22 protein-coding genes and 1 tRNA gene are annotated in these 22377 nt (G+C 67.1%); 10 read left to right on the top strand and 13 right to left on the bottom strand.

Going from position 1 to position 22377, the window contains the following annotated elements:
- Positions 1 to 159 precede the first annotated feature (159 nt).
- From rplI to ROR02_RS03960, 7 genes are all read right to left on the bottom strand, one after another.
- Positions 160 to 732 (bottom strand): 50S ribosomal protein L9, encoded by a 573-nt coding sequence (gene rplI, locus ROR02_RS03990; protein ID WP_170244954.1) that lies wholly within the window; start codon positions 730 to 732, stop codon positions 160 to 162.
- An 87-nt stretch (positions 733 to 819) separates the two neighbouring features.
- Positions 820 to 1761, bottom strand: a complete 942-nt coding sequence (locus ROR02_RS03985; RefSeq protein WP_147162719.1) for a YybS family protein — start codon at positions 1759 to 1761, stop codon at positions 820 to 822.
- 41 nt (positions 1762 to 1802) lie between these two features.
- On the bottom strand, positions 1803 to 2039 hold the full coding sequence (gene rpsR / locus ROR02_RS03980; RefSeq protein ID WP_147162718.1) for a 30S ribosomal protein S18: 237 nt from the start codon (positions 2037 to 2039) through the stop codon (positions 1803 to 1805).
- The gene (rpsF, locus tag ROR02_RS03975; protein WP_147162717.1) at positions 2036 to 2494 is read right to left on the bottom strand and encodes a 30S ribosomal protein S6; all 459 of its coding nucleotides are present in this window, start codon (positions 2492 to 2494) and stop codon (positions 2036 to 2038) included. Before rpsF ends, rpsR begins: the two co-directional genes overlap by 4 nt.
- A 227-nt stretch (positions 2495 to 2721) precedes the next feature.
- Positions 2722 to 4179: a cryptochrome/photolyase family protein gene (locus ROR02_RS03970; protein ID WP_147162716.1), complete on the bottom strand. Its 1458-nt coding sequence runs from the start codon at positions 4177 to 4179 to the stop codon at positions 2722 to 2724.
- A 45-nt stretch (positions 4180 to 4224) separates the two neighbouring features.
- A complete protein-coding gene (locus ROR02_RS03965; protein WP_147162715.1) occupies positions 4225 to 4836 on the bottom strand; it encodes a hypothetical protein in 612 nt (203 codons plus the stop codon).
- Between the two features lie 37 nt (positions 4837 to 4873).
- Positions 4874 to 5320, bottom strand: a complete 447-nt coding sequence (locus ROR02_RS03960; protein WP_147162714.1) for an HIT domain-containing protein — start codon at positions 5318 to 5320, stop codon at positions 4874 to 4876.
- Positions 5321 to 5566: 246 nt separating this feature from the next.
- Here ROR02_RS03960 and ROR02_RS03955 point away from each other — a divergent pair, with 246 nt between their 5' ends.
- The gene (locus ROR02_RS03955) at positions 5567 to 6511 is read left to right on the top strand and encodes a DMT family transporter (protein WP_147162713.1); all 945 of its coding nucleotides are present in this window, start codon (positions 5567 to 5569) and stop codon (positions 6509 to 6511) included.
- On the opposite strand, the gene ROR02_RS03950 is transcribed toward ROR02_RS03955, so the two are convergent.
- A complete protein-coding gene (locus ROR02_RS03950; RefSeq protein ID WP_147162712.1) occupies positions 6450 to 7016 on the bottom strand; it encodes a BLUF domain-containing protein in 567 nt (188 codons plus the stop codon). The two genes, ROR02_RS03955 and ROR02_RS03950, sit on opposite strands and share 62 nt — an antisense overlap.
- A 551-nt stretch (positions 7017 to 7567) precedes the next feature.
- Between ROR02_RS03950 and ROR02_RS03945 the strand changes: the two genes are divergently transcribed.
- The 3 genes from ROR02_RS03945 to ROR02_RS03935 all read left to right on the top strand — a co-directional run bounded on the left by ROR02_RS03945 (position 7568) and on the right by ROR02_RS03935 (position 10004).
- Positions 7568 to 8011: a MaoC family dehydratase gene (locus ROR02_RS03945; RefSeq protein ID WP_147162711.1), complete on the top strand. Its 444-nt coding sequence runs from the start codon at positions 7568 to 7570 to the stop codon at positions 8009 to 8011.
- Positions 8012 to 8243: 232 nt separating this feature from the next.
- Positions 8244 to 9206: a bifunctional riboflavin kinase/FAD synthetase gene (locus ROR02_RS03940; RefSeq protein ID WP_147162710.1), complete on the top strand. Its 963-nt coding sequence runs from the start codon at positions 8244 to 8246 to the stop codon at positions 9204 to 9206.
- Positions 9207 to 9653: 447 nt separating this feature from the next.
- On the top strand, positions 9654 to 10004 hold the full coding sequence (locus tag ROR02_RS03935; protein WP_147162709.1) for a hypothetical protein: 351 nt from the start codon (positions 9654 to 9656) through the stop codon (positions 10002 to 10004).
- Positions 10005 to 10110: 106 nt separating this feature from the next.
- On the opposite strand, the gene fldA is transcribed toward ROR02_RS03935, so the two are convergent.
- Both fldA and ROR02_RS03925 read right to left on the bottom strand, forming a co-directional pair.
- On the bottom strand, positions 10111 to 10593 hold the full coding sequence (gene fldA / locus ROR02_RS03930; protein ID WP_147162708.1) for a flavodoxin FldA: 483 nt from the start codon (positions 10591 to 10593) through the stop codon (positions 10111 to 10113).
- 185 nt (positions 10594 to 10778) lie between these two features.
- Positions 10779 to 12221, bottom strand: a complete 1443-nt coding sequence (locus ROR02_RS03925; RefSeq protein WP_147162707.1) for an aminotransferase-like domain-containing protein — start codon at positions 12219 to 12221, stop codon at positions 10779 to 10781.
- A gap of 95 nt (positions 12222 to 12316) precedes the next feature.
- Between ROR02_RS03925 and ROR02_RS03920 the strand changes: the two genes are divergently transcribed.
- Entirely contained in the window at positions 12317 to 13669 is a 1353-nt protein-coding gene (locus ROR02_RS03920) for a benzoate/H(+) symporter BenE family transporter (RefSeq protein WP_147162706.1), read from the top strand.
- Between the two features lie 187 nt (positions 13670 to 13856).
- On the opposite strand, the gene ROR02_RS03915 is transcribed toward ROR02_RS03920, so the two are convergent.
- Positions 13857 to 15578: an NAD-dependent epimerase/dehydratase family protein gene (locus ROR02_RS03915; RefSeq protein WP_170244949.1), complete on the bottom strand. Its 1722-nt coding sequence runs from the start codon at positions 15576 to 15578 to the stop codon at positions 13857 to 13859.
- A 487-nt stretch (positions 15579 to 16065) separates the two neighbouring features.
- Between ROR02_RS03915 and ROR02_RS03910 the strand changes: the two genes are divergently transcribed.
- The 4 genes from ROR02_RS03910 to pufA (ROR02_RS03895) all read left to right on the top strand — a co-directional run bounded on the left by ROR02_RS03910 (position 16066) and on the right by pufA (ROR02_RS03895) (position 17267).
- Positions 16066 to 16215, top strand: coding sequence for a light-harvesting protein (locus ROR02_RS03910; RefSeq protein ID WP_147162704.1), 150 nt, complete (start codon positions 16066 to 16068; stop codon positions 16213 to 16215).
- A gap of 90 nt (positions 16216 to 16305) precedes the next feature.
- Positions 16306 to 16458 (top strand): light-harvesting protein, encoded by a 153-nt coding sequence (gene pufA, locus ROR02_RS03905; RefSeq protein ID WP_147162703.1) that lies wholly within the window; start codon positions 16306 to 16308, stop codon positions 16456 to 16458.
- Positions 16459 to 16875: 417 nt separating this feature from the next.
- Positions 16876 to 17025 (top strand): light-harvesting protein, encoded by a 150-nt coding sequence (locus ROR02_RS03900; RefSeq protein ID WP_147162702.1) that lies wholly within the window; start codon positions 16876 to 16878, stop codon positions 17023 to 17025.
- 89 nt (positions 17026 to 17114) lie between these two features.
- Positions 17115 to 17267: a light-harvesting antenna LH1, alpha subunit gene (gene pufA, locus ROR02_RS03895; protein WP_147162701.1), complete on the top strand. Its 153-nt coding sequence runs from the start codon at positions 17115 to 17117 to the stop codon at positions 17265 to 17267.
- 148 nt (positions 17268 to 17415) lie between these two features.
- Here the strand turns inward: pufA (ROR02_RS03895) and ROR02_RS03890 are convergent.
- A tRNA-Leu gene (locus tag ROR02_RS03890) sits at positions 17416 to 17502 on the bottom strand.
- 344 nt (positions 17503 to 17846) lie between these two features.
- Here ROR02_RS03890 and ROR02_RS03885 point away from each other — a divergent pair.
- On the top strand, positions 17847 to 18338 hold the full coding sequence (locus ROR02_RS03885; protein WP_147162700.1) for a PaaI family thioesterase: 492 nt from the start codon (positions 17847 to 17849) through the stop codon (positions 18336 to 18338).
- A 79-nt stretch (positions 18339 to 18417) separates the two neighbouring features.
- Here the strand turns inward: ROR02_RS03885 and ROR02_RS17355 are convergent, their stop codons facing one another.
- The gene (locus ROR02_RS17355) at positions 18418 to 22284 is read right to left on the bottom strand and encodes a PAS domain S-box protein (protein WP_147162699.1); all 3867 of its coding nucleotides are present in this window, start codon (positions 22282 to 22284) and stop codon (positions 18418 to 18420) included.
- Positions 22285 to 22377 lie beyond the last annotated feature (93 nt).

Raw genomic sequence — 22377 nt, 5'->3', positions numbered from 1 at the left:
CCGTTGGTATCACACAAAGGGATCTGGAGTCTGTCCGCTTCAACGTGAAACGGAAGGCTCCAACGCCCGCGCCGGACGATCCCCTTCGGGCAAAAAAACACCCGCCCGGCCAAAAAGGCAGCGGGCGGGTGAAATCAAGGCGTTGGGTGGACGAACCCCTTAGAGGGCTTCGTCGTCGTCCCCGTCGCCCAGCTCGCTGTCGAGCTCGGCTTCCAGGGAGTCCTCTTCCACCATGTCTTCCTCGGCCTCGGCCTCGGCTTCGTCGCTCGCCACGGCGCGGGCTTCGTCCTCGGTGCGGGCCACGACCACGACCAGGGGAACGACCACTTCCGGGTGCAGCGACACGCGGGTTTCGTAGCGGCCCAGGTCCTTGATCGGCTGGTTCAGCAGAACCTGCTGGCGGCTGACCACGTAGCCTTCCGCCTTCAGGCCGTCGGTGATGTCGCGCGCGGACACCGACCCGTACAGCTGACCACCCTCGCCCGCCTGACGGATCATGATCAGGGTCAGGCCTTCCATGCGCGCCGCGACCTGTTCGGCTTCCGAGCGCCGCTTCAGGTTCAGGGCTTCCAGCTCAGCCTTGCGCGCCTCGAAGACCGCCATGTTCGCCTTGGTCTTGCGCAGGGCCTTCTTTTGCGGCAACAGGAAGTTGCGCGCGTACCCATCCTTGACCTTCACGGTATCACCCATGAAGCCCAGCTTTTCGATCCGCTCCAGCAGGATCACTTCCATCATTTCATGCCTCCCCGGGTCGGCTTGCGACCCTTGATGCGAAACCCGGTTCCCCGACCGTGGGAGTCCCGCGCGGCGATGCCTTGCTCAGCCTCGCGACGCCTGCCCCTGGAACCAGCCCCGCTTGATCATCACTTCCACCAGTCCAGCAGCGACGACGGCGGCAAGGGCCAGCGTCGATCCGAGGACCATCGTTGCGTAAAAAGCCCCCAGCGCGATCCCGGGATGGGGCAGCGCGCGGGCAGCGTTGTGCACCAGAACCAAGCCCATGGCCATGAGGGGCACGGACAGCCCCAACAAGGCGTTGGCCGCCAGGTATCCCCCGTCGCCGCCCAGAACCACGCCCGCCACGCCCGCGGCCACGAACAGGCCAACGGACCAGGAAGGGAGGTCAAGGGCGCCATAAACCGGCGTGGGACGGCGCGCCATCTTGCGCCGGCTCAGCAGACGCTGGGCCACCATCGCGCAAAGGGCGATCCGCACCACCCACGTTGCCAGGAACACACCGGGAAGATAGACCGGCATGCTCGCCACAACCTGGGCCCGGGTATCGGCGGGAGCCGCCGCCAGAACCGTGTCCAGCGCGGCCTGAACCATCGTTGCCACCTGGTGTTGCAACCCCTGCTCGCTGGGGGGCATGCCCACCGCGAACAGGGCCAGCAGCCCCAGGGAGGCCACCGACAGCCAGGCCAGCACCCGGCCGGGCGGATACCATGCCGCCGGCCCTCCTTGATCTCCCCCCCCCGGTGCCGGACGCAAGGCCAGGCTTGTGACCAGCACGGCGGGCAGAAGGTCAAGCAAGGTCAGCACCGGCGCCATGGCCAGCGGCAGGGCGATCACCGCGCCGCCCAGGGCCACCCCGGCCCCGACCAGAACAGTCGGCAGGCCGAAGCGCAGCCCTACCCCCAGAAGGGGCAGGATGGACGCCTGGGTGATCAGCACGCCCAGAACGGGGACGTACAGGAACGAGGCGAACATCAGAATCCCCGCCAGTCCGGCGACGGCCGCGTGCGGCAGGGTCCTGAGCATGGCGTCTCTCCGGTTCGGGCCCCGGGGGGCGGCCGTGGGGCTTACTTCAGCACGTAAGGCAGAAGCGACAGGAAGCGGGCGCGCTTGATGGCACGAGCCAGCTCACGCTGCTTCTTGGCCGACACGGCGGTGATGCGGCTCGGGACGATCTTGCCGCGCTCGGACACGAAGCGGCTCAGCAGCTTGATGTCCTTGTAGTCGATCTTGGGGGCATTGGCGCCCGAGAACGGGCAGGTCTTGCGCCGGCGGAAAAACGGACGACGGGGAGCGGCCATTATTCGGCTCCTTCACGCTGGGAACGACGCTCGCCACGGTCGGGGCGATCACCCCGGGGGAAACGCTCGCCGCGCTCGCCCCGCTCCGGACGGTCGCCGAAGCGCTCGCCACGACGGTTCGGCCGCTCCGGACGATCGTTCTTCTGCATCATGGCCGACTGCCCTTCATCAAGGGCGTCAACCCGGATCACCATGTGGCGGATCACGTCTTCATTGAGACGCAAGCGACGCTCCAGCTCGTGGACGGCGGGCGCCGGCGCATCAATGTTCACAAGGAGATAGTGTCCCTTGCGGTTCTTCTTGATGCGGAAGTTGAGGCTACGCAGCCCCCAGTACTCCCGCTTGCTGACCGTGCCGCCTCCCTCGGAGACGATCGAGGTCACCTCATCGCCCAGCGCGTCCACCTGGGTGGTCGCAATATCCTGGCGCGCGATGAGCACGCATTCATAAAAGGCCATGTGCTGTGGTCCCTTGTGGCTTTTCTCTTCCCCGACGGTGCCCCGCGCGGTCCGAAGAACAGCGCCAGACACAACGAGGCATAGCCGGCTGACCCGCTCGGGGTCACCGGCAAGGGTTGGAAGAGGCGCGCACTATACACGCTTTCGCCCCTCGGGCAAGCATTGTCCCCGCGAATCCCTGCTGCGATCGCAGATTTTTCACTGCGCGGTCGGTTCGTTTCGGACTATTAATTATTACTATCCCGGAATGGCCCCTCCCTGAGCGTGGCATGGGCGGCCAGGGCCCGCAGGCGCCCTTGCGCCAGGTCGAGGAGCGGGCGCGGGTAGGTCTCGCCCAGCCGGACCCCGGCGGCGGCCAGTTCCACCGGCGAGGCTGTCCACGGCCGATGGATCAAGGGGGCCGGCAACCGGGCCAGTTCGGGCACCCACTGGCGCACGTAGGCCCCGTCGGGATCGAATTTCTCCCCCTGGGCCACGGGATTGAACACCCGGAAATAGGGCGCGGCATCCACCCCGCAGCCCGCCACCCACTGCCAGCCGGCCGGATTGTTGGCCGGGTCGGCATCGACCAGGGTATCGTCGAACCAGGCGAGCCCGACCCGCCAGTCGATCAGCAGATGCTTGACCAGGAACGAGGCCACGACCATGCGCACCCGGTTGTGCATCGTTCCCGTGTGCCACAGGGCGCGCATCCCGGCATCGACGAACGGCACGCCGGTGCGTCCCCGGCGCCACGCGGCCAGGGCGGCGGCGGTGTCCGGGTCGGTGGCGGGATCGCGCCAGGGGAAGGCCTCGAAGGGCGCGCGCAAGGAGCGCCGGGCCATGTCGGGGGCGTGGTGGAGCAGGTGGTATGAAAACTCCCGCCAGCCCAGTTGCCGCGAGAAGGCCTCCGCGCCCGGGCCGGGGGGATGGAGCCGGCAGGCGGCCCACACCTCACGGGGCGAAAGCTCGCCCAGCGCCAGGGCCGGGGCCAGTCCCGAGGTCGCCGGGCGGTCGGGACGATCGCGCCCGGCGTCGTAGCCATCCAGCGCTCCGTCCACGAACGCCGCGAGCCGGGCCCGGGCCGCCGCCTCGCCACAGGTCCAGGTCGCGCGCAGGCCCCCGGCCCAATCGGGATCGCGCGGCCGCAGCCCCCAGGCCGCCAGCGTTTCGCCCTCCGGCAAGGACTCGGGAGCGGGCACGCGGGCCGGGGCCGGCAGCGGGGTCCCCGGGTCCAAGGTGCGGGCCAGCGTTCCCCAAAACGGCGTGAACACCCGGTAGGGGGTGCCGGTCCGGGTGGTCAGGGAGCGGGGATCGTGCAGCAGGGCACCGTCGTGAAACGTGCATCTCCGCCCCGCGCCTTCCAGGGCACGGGCCACCGCCTCTTCCTCCCGGGCCTCGGGGCCGACCGCGCGCATGGCATGCACATGCCCCGCCCCCAGCTGGCGGGCCAGGGCGGGCAGCACCGTGGCCGCCTCGCCCCGCAGCAGCAGCAAGCGCCCGCCCCGTTCGGCCAGGGCCCGGCCCAGGCTTTCCAGGGCCCCGGCGAGGGCCCAGCGGCTGGCCCCTCCGGCCAGGGCCTCGCGCGCGTCGTCATGCACGTACACGGCCGCGACCGGCGCGCCCGAGCCCACGGCGGCGACCAGGGCCGGATTGTCCTCCACGCGCAGGTCGCGACGAAACCACAGCACCACGGGGTCGGTCATGAGGGCACGGCTCCGCGAGAAAACAAGACCAGGAAAGCGAAAGGCTCAGCGCCGGGCCGGCAGCAAGACCAGGGAATCCAGCACGCGCTGAACCACCGGCACCCCGCGCTCGAACGCGTCGTCGGGCGCGCTGTACAGCAGGACATGGGCCACGGGGATGTCGGTGCGCGGCACGATCACCATCCACTGGCGCACCGGGCCATCATCCCCCTGGAAGCGCACCACCGCCTGGGCCCCGCCGCGCCCCGGCCCGCTGCCCTCGAATTGGAACGGCGCTTCTTGCAGCACCTCGTGCTGACCGCTGCGCGCGCGGATCGCCGCCAGGTAATCGGTGATCATCGCGCCCGCCTTCTGGTCGGCGCCCCCGGCGGCCGGAAGTTCCTGGTTGCTGATGGTGAGCGTGGTCAGCCAGTCCTCGGTGCCCTGCGGCCCCGACACCAGGACCGTGTGCCCGTCCACCCGGGCGACGGTCCACCCGGCGGGATAGCGGAAGCGCAGACCCAGGCCCGGCGGCTGGGCCTCGGCAACGGTGGGGGAAGGCTTCTGGCCCGGCGGCGTGGGCGAGGCGGCCTCCACGGGCCCGATGGCCCCGATCAGCGCCATCAGCAAGACCACGCACGGCAAAAGACAACGCAACAAGCGGACAGGACGGCTCATCCACGGATGTCCCAGGACTGGAGAGAAACACGAACGATCAACACGGGGCGGGGCCCTCGTCCTCGGGCTGGCCCAGGGCGGCTTGCAGCCCCGCCACCAGCAAGGAAAGCTCGGCGTCCGGGTAGGACGTGGCCGTCCCCTGCCCCCAGACCGGCCCCGGCCAGGCCTCGTCTCCCACCCGACGCCCCACCACGTGAACATGCAGCTGGGCAACCACGTTTCCCAGGGCGCCCACGTTGATCTTGTCGGCGCCACTCCACGTTTTAAGGACGCGGGCCGCGTGGCTGACTTCCCGCCACAGACGGTCCTGGACGGCCGGATCAAGGTCGAAGGGCTCGCTCGCGCCCGGGCAGCGCGGGATCAGCACCAGCCAGGGATAGCGGGCGTCGTTCATCAGGCGCACGTCACACAGGGGCCAGGGCGCGACAAAGACCGTGTCGGCCGCCAGCCTGGGGTCCAGGTCAACCGGATCCAACCTCTCCATGGGGGTTTCCTTGATCCACCAAAACAAGGGCCGGCAAGGCGACCCGGCGCATGGTTGCGGGCCGCCTTGCCTCGCCCTTAATATAAGGTCCCCCGGCCCGCCGTCACCTGAAACAAGGGTGGCGCGTCTCGCGGACGGTCCCGTCTCCCCCGGGCCGCGATCGGGGCCATTCCCCCTCCCTCCTCTTCCCTCCCCTCCCATCCCGGTGCCCCGGCACCTCCACCTTCCAGCAACAAGGTCCGGGTCATGGCCGGTTCTTCTCCCTTTCGGGCGCTTTTGTTCGCGCCGCCCGTTCTTTTGTGTCTGGCCGCGTTTTTCTGGGCGACCAACGCCATCGTCGGCAAGATCGCGGCCACGGCCGGCATTCCGCCCATTAGCCTCGCGTTCTGGCGCTGGACGCTGGCGGTGCTGTTCATCCTGCCCCTGACCGGGCGCGCCTTGTGGCGCCAGCGCGCGGTGGTGCGCCGGCAATGGCCCTTGCTGCTGACGTTGGGCACGCTGAGCGCCGGGGCCTACAACGCCTTGATGTACGCCGCCCTCAACCACTCGACCGCGCTTAATGTGTCGCTGGTGGGCGCGTCCATGCCGGTGATCATGGCCCTGATGGCCCGCCTGGTTCTGGGCGATCGCCTGCGCGTGCTGCAATGGGCCGGCATCGGGATTTCCCTGTGTGGCGTCGTGCTGGTGCTGCTGCGCGGCGATCCGGCCCTGGCCGCTTCGCTGACCTTGAACCCGGGCGATGGGCTGATGCTGCTCGCGACCGTGTCGTGGTCCGCGTACTCGGTCACGCTGCGCCGCCATCCGCCCGGCCTCGGCGCCCTGGAGTTCCTCACCGCCCAGATGATCGGCGGCCTCGTGATCCTGACCCCCCTCGCCGTTTGGGAGGGGGCCTCGGGAAGCGGCATGCCGCTGACCTGGACCACGGCCTGGATCTTGCCCTACACCGCCGTGTTTCCGGCCCTGGTTGCCTTTGGCTGCTGGAACCGGGGCCTGGCCGCCGTTGGTCCCGGGATTGCCGGCATCTACACCAACCTGATCCCGGTCCTGACCGCGCTCATGGCCGTGGCCGTGCTGGGGGAACAAATCGCCTGGTACCACGGCGTGGCCCTGGTCGCGATCTTGGGGGGAATCACCCTGGTAAGCGCGCGCCCCCGTGGTGGGGAGAAGAAACGCCCGGATCGTTCAGGCTGAGCACCACCGCCCCCATCCCCGGCACCGGAGGGGTGGGGACCCCCATCTTGCCCGGCGCGGCCAGAACCTCGGCGCCGGGCTGGGCGGCCAGATCGTGGAGCAAGGCCCCGGCCGCGATCATCTGGCTGGCCAGAAGCGGATCCTCGACCAGGGCTTCGTACAGCCGCTCTCCCCAGGGAAGAGCCGCCCGCCCCATGCTTCCCAGCACCCGGGGGATGGCGTTCACCTCGGCCATGCCCCACCCCACGAACAAGCGGGCGGGGGCTTCCTGATCGAGCACGATCCGGGGGTCGCGGTGGCGAGGATCCAGGGCGATCCGCCCCATGAGATCGTGCACGGGGCCGCTTTCTCCCTCCAGCACCTGGAAAAAAATCCCGTCCAGCTTCAGCAGGAATCCCCCGATCGCATGATGACGGTTGCGCACCCGCGACGTCGCGGTCAACGACGCGAAATCGGACGCGCTGAGTCCCATGTCATGGCTGACGTAAGCAAGATGATGGACCATCGGAGCGAACCCCCTTCGGTCGGTAATAACGAATGGAAAGCGAGGAGCCAGGAGGACAGGCCTCCCAAAGGGGAAAACAAAAGCCGCCTGGCTCCCTGCTTAAAATGGGATCGCCGGCCGGCGAATCAATGCAAGACCGGCCGGGCCGGGACACGAGAGATTCAAGGAATTTTATCGATTTCGCCAAGCCCACGCGAGATTAGACTGAATTTAAACACGCCACCTCGAAGAGGATGTTCCCTGGAACGACCCGGCCGTGCCCCCGCCGCCAGCCCCCCGCCGCCAGCCCCTGACGGGGGCCTCGCTCCTTGGAGCACGGGCTTCCCCGGGCTCTCCCCCCGGGACCGGCCACCTGCCCCCCGCGTGTTCCGCCTTCCTTCGACGCGCCGCACAAAGGAGAGGGCGGGGGCCTTTCACTGAGGCCGGAGCACGGGTATAGTGCGCAATGCGTCCATTTTGTCCGGCCGTGCCCGCAAGGCACAAGGAGCGGGCGAATGGGAAAGGGCGTCTTTGTCGTCCGCTTTGTTCCGCGCCGTTCCAGGAGACAGCCATTGAGCGCCGCCGATCCCACGCTTTACTATTTCGAGGACCTGACGGAAGGCATGACCGCCAGCCTGGCCAAAACGGTCAGCGAGTCGGACATCTATCTTTTCGCCGGCGTCACCATGGATACCAATCCGGCCCATGTGAACGAAGAGTACATGAAAACCAGCCCGTTCGGCGGACGCATCGCCCACGGCATGCTGGCGGCCGGGTTCATTTCGGCGGTGCTGGGCACCCGCCTGCCCGGGCCGGGCGCGATCTACGTGGGGCAGTCCCTGCGCTTCAAGGCGCCGGTGCGCATTGGCGACACGGTCACCGCCACCGCCGAGGTCACCAGCCTGGTGCCGGCCAAGCGGTTCGTGACCTTGCGCACCTTCTGCACCGTCGCCGGCAAGGTGGTGGTGGACGGCGAGGCCACGGTGATGGTTCCCGCCCGCCCGGCTTCCGCCTGAGGGCGTTTCGCCCATCCCTGGGGGGCGAGCGACGACACGCCCCCCTGGTCGGGTTGATCCAGGTCTGACCGGGAACCGTAGTTTTCCGGGGAGTCTCCTTCGAATCCTTGCCCGCGAGGAATCGAACGGCACAGGCTTCCGGCGCTGCCCGACGCGACGGTTTGACGGGGGTGTTCCCGTGATCGGGAGCCGGCGGGTCGGGCGCCGGCTTTGGTGTGGAGTCCTTTGATCGATGCGCGTGCTGCGCCATTACTCGGAATTGCCGGCTTCCCTGCGTGGGGGGTCCGTGGCCCTGGGCAACTTCGACGGCATTCACCGGGGCCATCAGCGCGTGATCGGAGCGGCGCGGGCCATCGCCCACGACCAGGGGCGTCCCCTGGGGGTGATGACTTTTGAACCCCACCCCCGGCGTTTCTTCCAGCCCGACCTGCCGCCCTTCACGCTCACGCCCTTTCGCCTGAAGGCGCACCTGATCGCCGAACTGGGGGCCGATTTCCTGTATGTGCAGGCCTTCGACATTCCCTTGTCCCAGGGCACGCCCGAATGGTTCGTGAACGAGGTCCTGCTGAAGGGGCTGGGGGTCGCGCACGTGGTGGTGGGCCAGGATTACGCCTTTGGCCACCGGCGGGCGGGCACGGTTGCCCTGTTGCAGTCCATGGCCCTGGACGGCGGCTTCGGGGTCACGGCCGTGGCCCCGGTGCGCGATCCGCAAGGGCTGGTCTACTCCTCGACCCGGGTGCGCGAGGCCCTGATGGCCGGCGAGCTCGACAAGGCGACCAGCCTGCTCGGCCACCCCTGGGAAATCGAGGGGCGCGTGGAACACGGGGACCGGCGCGGCCGCACCCTGGGCTTTCCCACCGCCAACCTGCGCCTGGGGCCCTACCAGCACCCCCGGGCCGGAGTCTACGCGGTCACCGCCGGGGTGGACAGCGGGCTGGATACCAAATTCCTGCCCGCCGTGGCCAACTTCGGCCGTCGCCCCACCTTCGGCGGCGGCGAACCGGTGCTGGAAGTCCACCTGCTTGACGCGGCCCCCGATCTGTACGGCCGCCACGTCCGGGTACGGTTTCACCACTTCCTGCGCCCGGAGCAGGCGTTCAACGGGCTGGAAGCCCTGCAAGCCCAGATCAGGCACGACGTGGACCAGACGAAAGCCCTGCTTCAGGCCGATGGCCTGATGTTTCCTCCGGCCTGATTATTTCTTGAAAGAAACAAAAACCAATCCCCCCGGCGGGGCGCGGGGTTTCGCCTGATTCCCTGGGCGAGCCGACGTCGAGTCGCCCCCACCCGAGAGAAAATCAAGACACAAAACACGCCTGGGGGCGCTTTCGAGCCCCCCGGATACCCTGCTTTTTCCCTATTTTTGAGGCTTTCCCGCTTAATTTGGTAAAATTTTTACCAAAGGAGGACCAAGAAAAAACGCAAGAGGCGTTAAATCTCCCCCGAACACGCAGTACGGATATATTTTGTTACGGTTCCGAAATTTACAGCCTTAGGTTTGTACGGCACCCCTCAGATACCCCCTTTACCTATCCTTTTGGGTGGATGTATTCTTCTTTTCAACAAGCGGCGTGGGACCCTCCCCCTTGGAAATCTCCTCCGGAGCCAACCCGCCCTCCCCCTGGAACAAAGAAGAAGCGTCATGGAAACCCAATATTTCTTGCAAGCCACCCCCGCTTCCGTGCAGGCCTCGGGCCGTGACGCGAATGCCATCCGTCTGCCGCTGGGCAGTGAAAAATGGGGCTGGAAGTTCCTGTTCTACGGCAACGAGGAAATCACCTCGTGGGCCGACTGGCGCCAGCGGATTGCCGAGGGCGGCGAAATCGTCGACGAAAACGGTCATCCGGTCGCGTTCGAGGAACTGTGCTCGATCGTCGAGCGCGCGCAAGGCCTGGAGCGCACCTATGTTTGCCCCGTGCGCCATGCCTTGATGGGCAAGACCCAGTGGAAGGACGAGGAAGGCTACCTCTTTACCCGTCCCGACCTGGTGTAAGGCGTCCGCCACCGCCTCCCCTTCGCTCCCCAAGGCCAGAAGCGGGCCTTGGAGGAGCGGATGAAACAGATCGACACGGGCCCCGACCAGCCGCCCCCGCCCGATCTTATCGAATCTGATCGACCCACGCCGACAGGCGCTTTTCGGTCAACTTCGGCTGCTGATCCTCGTCCAGGGCCAGGCCCACGAAACGCCCGTCACGCACGGCGGTGGAAGCCGTGTGGGTGTATCCGTCGGTCGCGGTGAATCCCACCACCTCGGCCCCCCGCCCCACGACCGCGTCGTACAACACCCCCATCGCATCAACGAACGTATCCGGGTACATGCCCTGGTCGCCGGTGCCGAACAGGGCCACCCGCTTGCCCGACAGGTTGGCCTCCTTGATCAAGGCCAGACGGTCTTCCCAGTCCGTTTGCAGGTCGCCGAAGCCATAGGTGGGCGACCCCAGGACCAGCAGGCTGGGCGTTTCGAAATCCTCGACCCGGGCCTGGGCAACATCAATCGCGCGCCCGCCAAGCCGGCTTGCCAGCCGTTGGGCAAGGGCACGGGTGGTTCCTCCGTCGGAGCCATAAATCACGTGAACACTCATGGGGATCATCCTTCCTTGGGGCCGTCCGCGCCGGGCGCCTGCCCCAAGGCCGGCTCGTTGAGTGGCTCTCTTGGGGCACGATATCGCGATTGCGTCTTAGTATCGCAGCGAACCCCGCCTTTCTCAAGATTTCCCCTTGTTTGCGTTTCCCGACAAAAACCCGATTCCCGACGCGGTTTCCCGGATCAGTCGCCGCCCCGCGCCAGCCGTCCCAAGGTGCGAATCGCCTCCTCCACCCCTGGCGTGAGCGGGCGGCCCACGCTCAGGCGAAACGCGTTGGCGAAGCGGCCGGTGGGCGAGAACAAGGGCCCGGGCGCGATGCCGATGCCATGGGCCCGGGCCCGGGCATGGAAGCCCAGGGCATCGAACGAGGCCGGTCCCTCGACCCAAAACACATAGCCGCCCCGGGGGTCGCTGATCCGGGTGCCCTCGGGAAAGGCCTCCAGCACCAGGGCCCGGATCCGGCTGGCCTGCCCCGCGAACAAGGCGCGCAGGCCCTCCAGGTGGCGGGCATGGGCCCGCCCCGCCAGGAAAACGGCGAGCGCCCGCTGGGGCAGGACCGCGCCGCCGAACGGAAACAGGGCCAGGCGCTCCGCCCAGCGCCCGGGCAGGCACCAGCCCACCCGGTAGCCCGGCGCCACGGTCTTGGAAAACGACGAGCAGTACAGCACCCCTCCCGCCTCGTCGTGCGCGCGCAAGGGGGCGACTCCGTGGGAATCGAAGGACAAGGCGCCATACACGTCATCCTCGATGACCGGGACCCGGTGGCGGGCCGCCAGCCGGATGAGGGCCTGCATCCGCTCGGGCGGCACGGTGCCGCCAAAGGGATTGTGAAACACCGGATTGACGGCGATCACGGCCACGGGAAGCGTCTCAAGGACCCGCTCCAGTTCCTCCACATCCACCCCCAGGCGGGGGTCGGTGGCGATCTCGACCGCTTGCAGGCCCAGGGCCTCGATCCAGCGCAGCAGGCCAAAATAGGTGGGAGATTCAACGGCGACCAGATCGCCCGGGCGGGTCAGGGCCCTGAGCGCCGCGCCCATGGCCCCGCTTTCCCCCTCGGTGATCCAAACTTCCTCGGGCGCCACCACCACCCCCCGGGTGCCCATCCACCGCGCGATCTGATGGCGCAACGCCGGCTCGCCGCCGGCCGGGCCATACAGAATCCCCTCGGCGCCGCTTGCGCGGGCCACCTTGATCATGGCCTGGGTCAGCGCCCGGGTGGGCAGCAGCTCCGCCGCCAGCTCGGCCGCGCCCAGCGACAGCTGCCCCTCCCCGGCCTGGGCCCTGAACAGGCTGGCGACGAGGGCGTTCATCGACACCACGGCCGGCCGGGCGGTGCGGGTGGGGGTGGGGGTGGTGGGGGTCGTGCCGGTCCGGGGCGGCCGAGGCTGGACGAAAAAACCCGACCGCTCGCGCGAAAACGCGTAGCCCTGGCTTTCCAGCTCGACCAGCACCCGCGACGCCGTGGTCATGCTGACCTGGTGCGCGCGCATCAGCGCCCGCACCGAGGGCAGGCGCTCGCCCTCGGCATAATGCCCGGCCTCGATGCGCGCGATCAGCTCCCGGGTCATCGCCTGATAGCGATAGGACGCGCCCGCGTCGTGCTCCCGATCCTGTCCGCCCATCCCCGTTCCCCTGTCCCGCTCGTTTTGGCGAAATCTGCTCCTGTGCGCCACCCCGCCATCCTTTTAAGACAGGGCCCGGCTATCCCGTCCAGAGCATGGTGCCTGGACCCGGGCCCAGGCACCATGCGCCAACTCTTTGTTTTTCCGCTCGACTTATCCGAAAAGCGGTTCCCCCTTTTCGGGTCTCTAACTCTTTGTTTTTCCGTTCGACTTATCCGAAAAGCGCTTCCCCCTTTTCGGGTCTCACTCTAAAAACGGAGGCCCCGTTGCAAGACTCCCTGCCGCTTTCCGCCATCGTCGCCGGCTTCATCGCCGTGATTGTGTCGTTCGCCGGGCCATCGGTGCTCATTTTCCAGGCCGCCAGCGCGGCTGGCCTGGGGCCCGACGCGCTGTCGTCGTGGATCTGGGCCATCGCGGTGGGCTCGGGCGTGTCGGCCATCTGGCTGTCGTGGCGCACCCGCGCCCCGGTCATCACCGCGTGGTCGACGCCAGGCGCGGCGTTCCTGGTCACCGCCTTGCCGCTGGTCCCGTGGCCCGAGGCCATCGGCGCCTTCGTGGTCGCGGCCGGCCTGCTGACCCTTCTGGGCCTGAGCGGGCTTTTCGAGGCGGTGACGGCGCGCCTGCCCCAGTCGATCGCGGCCGCCTTGCTCGCGGGCATCTTGTTTCGTTTCGGCGTTCAGGTCTTCACCGAGCTGCCCCACGAACCGGGCCTGGTCGGGGCGATGATCGCCACCTATCTGGTGCTGCGCCGCCTCGCCCCGCGCTACGCCATTGCCGGGGTTCTCGCCGTGGGGACGCTCATCGCCGGTCTTTCCGGTGAACTGGCCTTCCAGGGGGTTTCAATCGAGCTGGCCCGCCCGGTGTGGGTGACTCCGGTCTTTTCGTGGGAGGCGATCGTCAGTCTGGGCCTGCCGCTGGCCCTGATCACCCTCACCGGCCAGTTCGTGCCCGGGGTCGCCGTGCTGCGCGCCTTTGGCTATCAGACCCCCTCGGGGCCGCTGGTGTGGGGGCCGTCGGCCCTGGCCGTGCCGCTGGCCTGCTTTGGCAGCCACGGCATCAATCTGGCCGCCATCACCGCCGCCATCTGCACCGGCCCCGACGCCCATCCCAACCCGGCCAAACGCTGGATCGCCGGCGTGGCCCTGGGCGTGTTCTATCTCGTGATCGGCGCCTTCGGGGCCACGCTGGCCGCCGTGTTCGCCGCCCTTCCCGCGCCCCTGGTCGCCACCACCGCCGGCCTGGCGCTGCTGGGCGCGATCCAGGGCGGGCTGGCCGGAGCCATGAAAAACGACTCCGAGCGCGAACCGGCCTTGCTGACCTTCCTGGTGACCGCGTCGGGAATGTCGTTCCTGGGCCTGGGCGCTGCCTTCTGGGGCCTGGTGCTGGGCCTGGGGGCTTACGCCTTCTTGCACCTGCGCTTCAAGAAAAAGGGACATCTCACGCCCTGAAGCGCCCCCTCCCCCAAAAACAAGCGCCGGGAAGCCCTGCTTCCCGGCGCGTGCCCTCGACAGGGAACGGCGAGCCGCTCCCCTTGCTCCTGGCCGGGTTCCCGGCCTCTTATTCCTGGCCGGGTTCCCGAACTCTTACTCCTGGCCGGGTTCCCGAATTCTTACTCCTGGCCGGGTTCCCGAACTCTTACTCCTGGCCGGGTTCCCGGCCTTGCGCCTTCTTGAAGATGATGTGAGCGGGGAACATCTTGCGCGCCAGGTCCCGCGCGGCCATGGGGTTTTCCGGCTCGGCTCCGGCCGCACCCTCTTCCCCGGCCTTGGACTTGGCCTTGCCCATGGGCAGGCTCTTGTTGATTTCGGCCCAGGTTTCAGACACGGAAACGGTGGGGCCGTTTTCCGGCATCTGCTTGAAGATGATGTGGGCCGGGAACAACTTGCGGCTGAGCGCCTCGTCCGAAGTCCCGGGTTTGGGAGCCTCGGCGCCGTCGCCCGACAGGGCCGAGCTGCGTTCGCCCGCGCGCCCGACCAGCCCGCCCAGGCGCCGCTTGACCGACGCGCCAAAGTTGTCGATGGCGGCGAAGCTGTCCTTGATCTCGCTCATGGTCTCGGCGACCGAGACGGTGGGTCCCTCGTCGGGCATGGGCTTGAAAATGATGTGGGCCGGGAAGAGCTTGCTGCTCAAGCCTTCCGGCACCTTGTCCAGATCGCTGCCGGAATCCGCGTTTCCTTCGGTCTGGGCGCCGGCCGACGCGCCGGATCCCTTGGCGCCCTGGGGCGGCAGCAGGGCCCGGAAGGTCTCGGTTTGCAAGAACGAGGGGCTCCAGCCCATGAGGGACACCGGGCCATCGGCGCCCGGGGCCGCGCCCTCCCCGGCCTCGGCGGCGGGAGCCACCACCCGCGCCACGGGCTGGCGCAGCTCGGCCATGCCGCCGGCCTTGGCCCAGGCGGCGGCGGCCGCGAGGCTGTCGTCCAGCGACACGCCCGGGCGCCATCCCAGATCGGCCTGGGCGCGATCAATCGGATAGGTTGCAGACAGGCGGAAGAAATCGAGTTCGCGGAAGGTGGGGGTCTCGGTCATCACCGCCCCGGCCGCCGGCTGCGCCTGGGGCAGGCGCCCCACGGTTTCGCGCACCAGGGTGCCCATCAGGAAGCGCAGGCCAAAGCCGTTGAGATTTTGTTCCACCAGGGCGGGCAGGCCCAGGGCCTCGTTGAAGCGCTCGAAGAAGGCGTTCCAGGTCAGGGTCTCGGGGCCACGGATGTTGTAGGCGCCGGCCAGCCCGGGACGGGCCTCGATCGCGGCCGCCACCGCCTCGACCAGATCACGCGGATCCAGGGGATTGCACACGCCCTCGCCCGCGTCGCCCAAGGTGCCCCAGCGCCGCGAGGCCAGCCGGCGCGCGGTCGTGCCCGCCCACTGCGGACACTCGGCCCCGAACAGGATGGGCAGGCGCAGCACGATGACCGATTGCCCTTCCGCCATCGCCTGCCGGCACAAGGATTCGGCCTCGGCCTTGAGCAGGGCCTCGGGATCGTCGGCCATGGGGTCGAGGGGCGTGTCCTCGCTCACCTCCCCCGCCGCCTGGCCATAGACGACCACGGAGCTGAGGACAACCACGCGGGGCACCTTGTGCTGGCGGGCCGCCGTCAGCACCGCCTGCGTGCCGTTCACCGTGACCCAGCGGTCCCCGGTGGCGCAATGCACGATGGCGTCCACCCCCTCGCACGCCACGTCCAGGGTGCGGATATCGCGCACGTCCGCAATCACCGGGGTCAGACCAGCTCCCTCGGGCGCCGGCCGGCCACCGCCATGGATTCCCGCCCGCACCGTCGTCTGTGGCCGCGAGGCCAGGAATCGGGCGATGCGACTGCCCAGAAAGCCGCCGGCCCCCGTGACTAGAATGGTTGGCATGTCCTCGTGTCCCCTCTTGCACATCCTCGTTGCCGGCAAGGGCCGCCGGCCCAAAAGTCCGGTCACATAACCATGAGCCGTCCGCCTTGACCAGACCCCGCTTGGCCCCCCGCGCGCGCCACGGGCCGGCTCCCGGCCGTCGCCCCGCGCGCGAGCCGGCAGGAGCCGTTCCTTCCCGACGGGTTTCCCCCGCTCCGGCACTCGCCACACTTGAATACCCCACCCAGGCCTGGGGACGCCCACCAATCGCGCCAAATGTGGCAACCCCGTGGTCTGATTGTGGGAAAGCGCCTTGACAGAAGTCTCCGCCCTGGTATTGTCCTGCCCATCGACACGCCGACGGAATTGGTTCCAAGGCGCATCGAACCTGAACAGAATTGAAGATCCTGGCATCTTCCTTGTTCGGGTCAAGGAGCCGAGTTCACTACCGGTGAATTGCGGTACCATTCATTGGGCTATCGTGCTATTGCACTTTGGAGGGTTTAATATGGCCGACAACACGAAGGTTTACCCGTCGGGTCTGACCGAAGCGGAAGCTCAGGAATTCCATGGCTGGTACACGAAGGGTCTGTTCGTGTGGGTGGTTCTGTCCGCCTTCGCGCACGTCTTCACCTACAACTACCTGCCCTGGTTCTAAGAATCCATTGATCGGATCACTGACGTAGTCGGGATCCGGGATTCTCAAGACCCTTTCTGACGGCAACTAAACCTTTACGGAGATCGTACCATGTGGAGAGTTTGGCTCCTGGTTAACCCGGCTCAGGCCCTGTTCGCGAGCGCCGGCATCCTGGTCACCGTCGTGACCATCATCCACCTGTTCGCCATGGGTGGCCCGCTCTCGGCGCACCTGTTCAAGAACTTCATCGAGAAGGGCCTCTAAGGCTTTCTCGACGCCAGGATCTCCCGCGCCTCTTCGTGAGGCGTGGGAACCAGGAAGAGAGGCTGCCCGACGTATTGTCGTTGGGCGGCCTTTTCCCTATTCTGCCTCTTTTATCCATTGCTATTGGACCGCCCCACAAAGGCAGCCTCCCCCTTTGTTCAATTGCGTTTTACGTTAGTCCGCCATGGGTTTTTATGCTGCCTGATTTCTTAATCCCCCATTGACACCCTTCGGAAGTCTGCTAAGGTGACGTCCAGGACACGCGGTCAGACCTCTTCTACCACGTGACTCCCCCCTGAAGGACAGGTGGATCCACCATAAGACCCATTCTGCCCACGGGGCGGTGTTCCTCTCTCCGGAGATCCGGAAGAGGTTTCGTTTTTGGGCTGCGATTTACGACCATCTGGAGGGAATACCATGGCCGATAACACCAAGGTTTATCCGTCGGGTCTGACGGAAGTGGAAGCCCAGGAATTCCATTCCTGGTACACCAAGGGCCTGTTCGTGTGGGTGGTTCTGTCCGCCTTCGCGCACGTCTTCACCTACCACTACCTGCCCTGGTTCTAAGAAAACGAACCGGGGTTCTTGGTTTTTCCACACCCCGTTTGTTTCAGACCCAGCGTTGACGGTATAACCCCATTATCGGAGAAGAGACCATGTGGAGAGTTTGGCTCCTGGTTAACCCGGCTCAGGCCCTGTTCGCGAGCGCCGGCATCCTGGTCACCCTCGTGACCATCATTCACCTGTTCGTGATGGGTGGCCCCCTTTCGGAGCACCTGTTCAAGAAGTTCATCGAGAAGGGCCTCTAAGGCTTTTTTCGGTTCTTCAGGCCACCCCGCCTTCGGGCGGGGTGTGCTTTTTCTGGCTCAAGAATCCAAACGCCGGGCAGCTTCGCCCCTGGCGTTTTTTTTATGCCGGTCCTGCTGTTGAGAAGGGCGCCTTTCGCGAGGGGCCTCGTGGTCCGGGCGGCCGGGCTTGAACCGGCACGGGGCAAGCCCCGAGGGATTTTAAGTCCCTTGCGTCTACCAATTCCGCCACGCCCGGACAAGGCGCGCAGGGGAAGGACGCTACCTTGTGTCGCAGCCAAGAGCAAGAGGTCTGAAAGCCAGGGAAATCGGGTGAACCGAGAACCGATTGCCCTGCTCTGAAAGCACCGTCGGGAGCCGGCAGGACCTCCGGAATTTCTGCCCTCTGCCCTTTGCCCCCCTCCCCCCCTTCCTCCTTCCCCCGGGACAGGGGTGATCCTGGCCGCGTCCGGGTGCCTTTCCTTTCCCAAATCGCCTGTCGCGCGTATCAATCGCCCGAGAGGCTCACTTTCCTGGTTGACATGCCGGAAGGGAAACCCGGGATACTGGACGGGCGCCCCTCGCAGATGGAAACCCCGATCCATGACCGATCTCCTGACCGATCACGCGTTCCAGGACACCTACCCCGAGGAATTGAGCCATTGCTATGGCTGCGGCTCCAGCAACCCCCATGGCCTGCATCTGCGCAGCACCTGGGATGGCGACGAAACCGTGGCCACGTTCACCCCCCAGCCGTACCACACGGCGCTGCCGGGATTCGTGTACGGCGGCCTGATCGCCTCCCTCATTGACTGTCACGGCACGGGATCGGCGTCGGCCGCCGCGTACCGGGCCGAGGGACGCGCGCCGGGCAGCGACCCCGCGCTGCGCTTCGTGACCGCTTCGCTGCACGTGGACTTCCTGCGCCCGACACCGCTCGGCCCGCCGCTCACCGTGCGCGGCCGCATCGAGGAGGTGAAGGAACGCAAGGTGGTGGTCAGCCTGTCGGTGGCGGCGGGGGATCAGATTTGCGCGACCGGCCGGGTTGTCGCCGTGCGTCTCCCCGCCAGCATGGCGCCTCCCCCGCCCGCCTGAGGCACGGCCATTCTTTCACGCCTTTCGTTTCGATGATCCTACATATCAAAAGCAGTCTCTTCCCAAATCCGACAGACTGCTAGTCCGCCGGCATGCAGGGAGAAGGCGGTGCGGGCATGGCGTCGAGGATGGCCAGGGCATCCTCGAATTCAAAGGCGGCGGCGGCGCGGACCACGCGCGGCATGGCCTGATCAAGACCGGGCAGGCCTTTCACGCGACGCGCCAGATCCCGGGCCTCTTCCTCGGCCAGGGGATCGCAAGCCGCCAGCCGCGCCCTGAGCTGCTCCATGGCGGCCGGAATGCCTTCGGGATCCTCCGGCCGGGAAGACGACTGGCCGGCTCCCCCGACCTCGGGACTCGCCGTGTCCACGGCCCTGATGGCCTCCAGCACCGGGGCCACGTCCTCCAGAAGGGCGGCCAGGGCAGCCTCCCGGCCCGGCCCCTCGTCGCCGGCTTCCAAAAACCCTTCCAGGACGGCCGCCCGCTCCGAAAGCGGAAAAGCGCCCAGGGTCGCGGCCGTCCCCTTGAGGGTATGGATCAGCAGCCGCGCCGCGTCGATGTCGCCCGCGGCCAGAAGGCCAGGCAGGGTTTGAAGGCGCGGGGCCGCCTCGGTGGCAAAAACCCCAAGGAGCCTGCGTAGCAAGGCATGATTGCCGCCAAGCGCGCGACTCGCGGCGTCCAGGTCCAGCACCCGGGCCAGCGCCGGGGGCAGAACCGGGAGCGCCGGGGGCAAGGCCCGCCTTTCCCGGGCTTTTCCGCCTCCGCCGGGCCCGGCGGCCGGACACCGTGCCGCCAGCCAGCGTTCCAGGCAGGCGTACAGACGGGAAGGATCCAGGGGCTTGACCAGATGATCATTCATGCCCGCCGCCCGTGACCGGGCCCGGTCCTCGTCCATGGCGTGGGCCGTCATGGCAATGATCGGAAGATGGGATTGCTCCAGAACGCCCCGCACGCGGCGCGTGGTTTCAAGGCCGTCCAGACCCGGCATCTGGACATCCATCAGCACAAGATCGAAGGCCTGATCCGCCAGAAGATCCAAGGCGGCCCAGCCGCTTTCGGCCACGGTGACCTCGGTCCCCACCGCCAGCAGAAGATCACGCGCGACCTGCTGATTGATTTTGTCGTCTTCAACCAAAAGAATGCGCGCCCCGGCCAGAACGGTCGATTCCAGGGACCCCCGTGGCGCGCCCGGGCGCCCAAGGGCGCGCAAAACCGCCCCCTTCAGGCGGGGGCCCAGGGCCGGCTTTTCCAGAACCTCGACTCCCGGGCCGAGGAAAGGGCATTTTTCCGGTGGCACGCCATAGTCGGTCACCACAAGCACGGCCGGCAGGGGCCGGGACAGGCTTGCCCTGGCCAGATCCTGGCATTCCAGATCCCGCAAGCGCCAGTCCAGGACCACCAGGTCATAGGCGGGCGCTTCGCCCCGGGCCGCCGCGTCCAGGCATGCCCGCGTGGCGCCGGGCTCGGCGGGGGCGTCCACCCTTAACCCAAGATGGGACAAGGCCAGGGCCAGGGTGGCCCGGGCAGGAATGCAGTCATCGCCGACCAGGGCGCGCAATCCCCGCAGGCTCTGGGCCGGGGCGTCGGTGTCGTCCTCGGCGGGCGGGGCGCAGCGGAACCAGGAGCGAAACCGGAACGTGCTGCCCACGTCCGGCGTGCTGGAGACATCGATGTCTCCGCCCATCAGGTGCGCGAGCTGGCGCGAAATGGCCAGCCCCAGCCCCGTGCCGCCGAACCGCCGGGTGATGGACCCGTCCGCCTGGGCGAATGCGTGGAACAGGCCGGACAACTGGGCCTCGGTCATGCCGATCCCCGTGTCGGCGACCGTGAAGGTGATTTCCTGGGCCCCGTCCCGGCCGTGCCCGATTTGAAACGCGCCCAGGGTGACCGTGCCGTGCTCGGTGAACTTGACGGCGTTGCTCAGCAGGTTGGTCAGGATCTGCCCCAGGCGCAAGGGATCCCCGATCAGGCGATCGGGCAAACCGGGATCCAGGTCCATTTCAAAAGTCAGGTCCTTTTCCCGCACCCGGGGCAAAATCAGCGCGGTGACATTCTCCAGGACCTCGAACAGGCTAAATGGCGTGATTTCCAGGGTCATGCGGCCAGTCTCGATTTTGGAAAGATCAAGAAGATCATTCAAAAGAACGAGAAGATTGCCGGCGGCCCGATGAATTTTTTCCAGATAATCGCGTTGATTGGGCGACAGGTCCGTTTGCAGGGCAAGATGACTTAGTCCGATCACCGCGTTCATGGGCGTGCGGATTTCGTGGCTCATGTTGGCGAGGAAACGGCTTTTGATCTGGTTGGCGGATTCGGCCGCGTCGCGGGCCTCGCGCAAGGCCTGCTCCGCTTTCTTGCGCTCGGTGATATCCTGGAACACACTGACCGACCCCACGATCCGGTCCTCCAGGGTCAGGGGGACCGAAACAATGGCGACGGGGAACAGCCCCCCATCGCGCCGGCGGAAGAACTCGGCTTCCGAGCGGAAGATCGCGCCTCGCGTCACCACGCGGTGGATGGAACAGCCCCCGTCGCGCAAGCTGTCCGACGTGGCCTCGTGGGGGCCGTGGGCCAGCTCGTGGATCGAGCGCCCGATCAGGGACTCGCGCGACCATCCCAGCAGACGCTCGGCCTCGGGATTGACGAACGTCACCCGCCCCTGGTCGTCCAGGGAGTACACCCCATCGCCCATGGCGTCGGTCAGACCGCGCAGGAACCGCGCGGTGCCGCGATGCTTTTCCTCGATCCGCTTGCGCGCCGTGATGTCGGTGCGGATGGCGACATAGCGAAACGGACGGCCGTTGTCGTCCAGGCACGGCACGATGGTGGCCGCCGACCAGAAGGACCCGCCTCCCCGGGTCGCGTTCTTGATCTCGCCATGCCAGACCTTGCCGGCCGTGATCGTTTCCCACATGGCGCGAAAAAAAGCGGGGCTGTGTTCGTCTGACTTAACAATCTTATGGGTATGCCCCAGCAACTGCTCGCGGGTATACCCAGACAGCACGCAAAACGCATCGTTGGCGTAGGTAATCACCCCGTCGGGATCGGTGACCGTGACCACCGCGTGCTGGTCGAGGGCGAAGATCTGGAATTCCAGATCGCGGGTCAAATCACGCAAGCGGCGGTTGGCGCGCGTCACCGACCGCAAGATCCACATCCCGGCGCTGACCACGAAAAGCATGGTCAACAGCGACACCCCGCCCTGGATGGTGGCGTACTGGTGCTCGTGCGCCTCCAGGTCGGCCTTATCCTTCTCGAACGCGGTATTGCTGACGATGAAGAGATGGGTCGCCTCATCGCGCAGCGCCTTGAAAACCAACGGTCCTTGGACCAGAAGCTCGCGGACCTGGGCATCAAGGGCGCCAAGACGGGGCTGGTCGGCCTGCTCGGCCAGACGCTCGCGCTCGGACAACAGGGCCGTCATGGTTTGGCCCAGCCGTTCCACGCCGGCCAGGCTTGAGCGGACATCGGCGATTTCCGGCATCAAAGCCCCGACACCGGGCGTGTACGGCACATGGCGCTCCAGAAGCGGGCCGGTGGCTCCCTGGGAAAACCCGGTGACCCGATTGAGCACGCCCCCTTCTTGCAACACACGCAAGGCGTCGTTCATGCCCTCCAGGATGTCGCGCATCTTGCCTCGCAAGGCAAAACGCTCCTGGGCATCCTGGGCCAGGGGCAGGCGGTAGATCACGGTTTCCAGGCGTTCCAGATCCCCCATGATCATGGCACTGATCTGGGTGGCGTTGCGCTGGTTTTCCAAAGCCGCTTCCTGGTCGTCGAGAAGCGAGCCAAACCCGGCATAGACTCCGATCATCAAGACCAGACTGGCAACGGTGATCATCACCAGGGCGGCGGCATGCAAGGTGGGCACCCCGTCCGCGCGCCGGACTGTTCTCCCCGTTTCCCCCGCGCGGCCCGGCGCGCTGCGCTGTGCGTTGTCGGCCACGATCGCGCTGCCCCTTTCCCTGGCCCGGTGGTCGGTTCGGGCTGCCCCTTCCCCTGGCTATAGCCTTGAAGGGCAAGATCCCCCCTTTAGTAT

Source organism: Pararhodospirillum oryzae (assembly GCF_007992075.1).
GTDB lineage: Bacteria > Pseudomonadota > Alphaproteobacteria > Rhodospirillales > Rhodospirillaceae > Pararhodospirillum > Pararhodospirillum oryzae.
The sequence above is the reverse complement of the archived record's forward strand: the minus strand, read 5'-3'. Positions and strand labels throughout refer to the sequence as shown.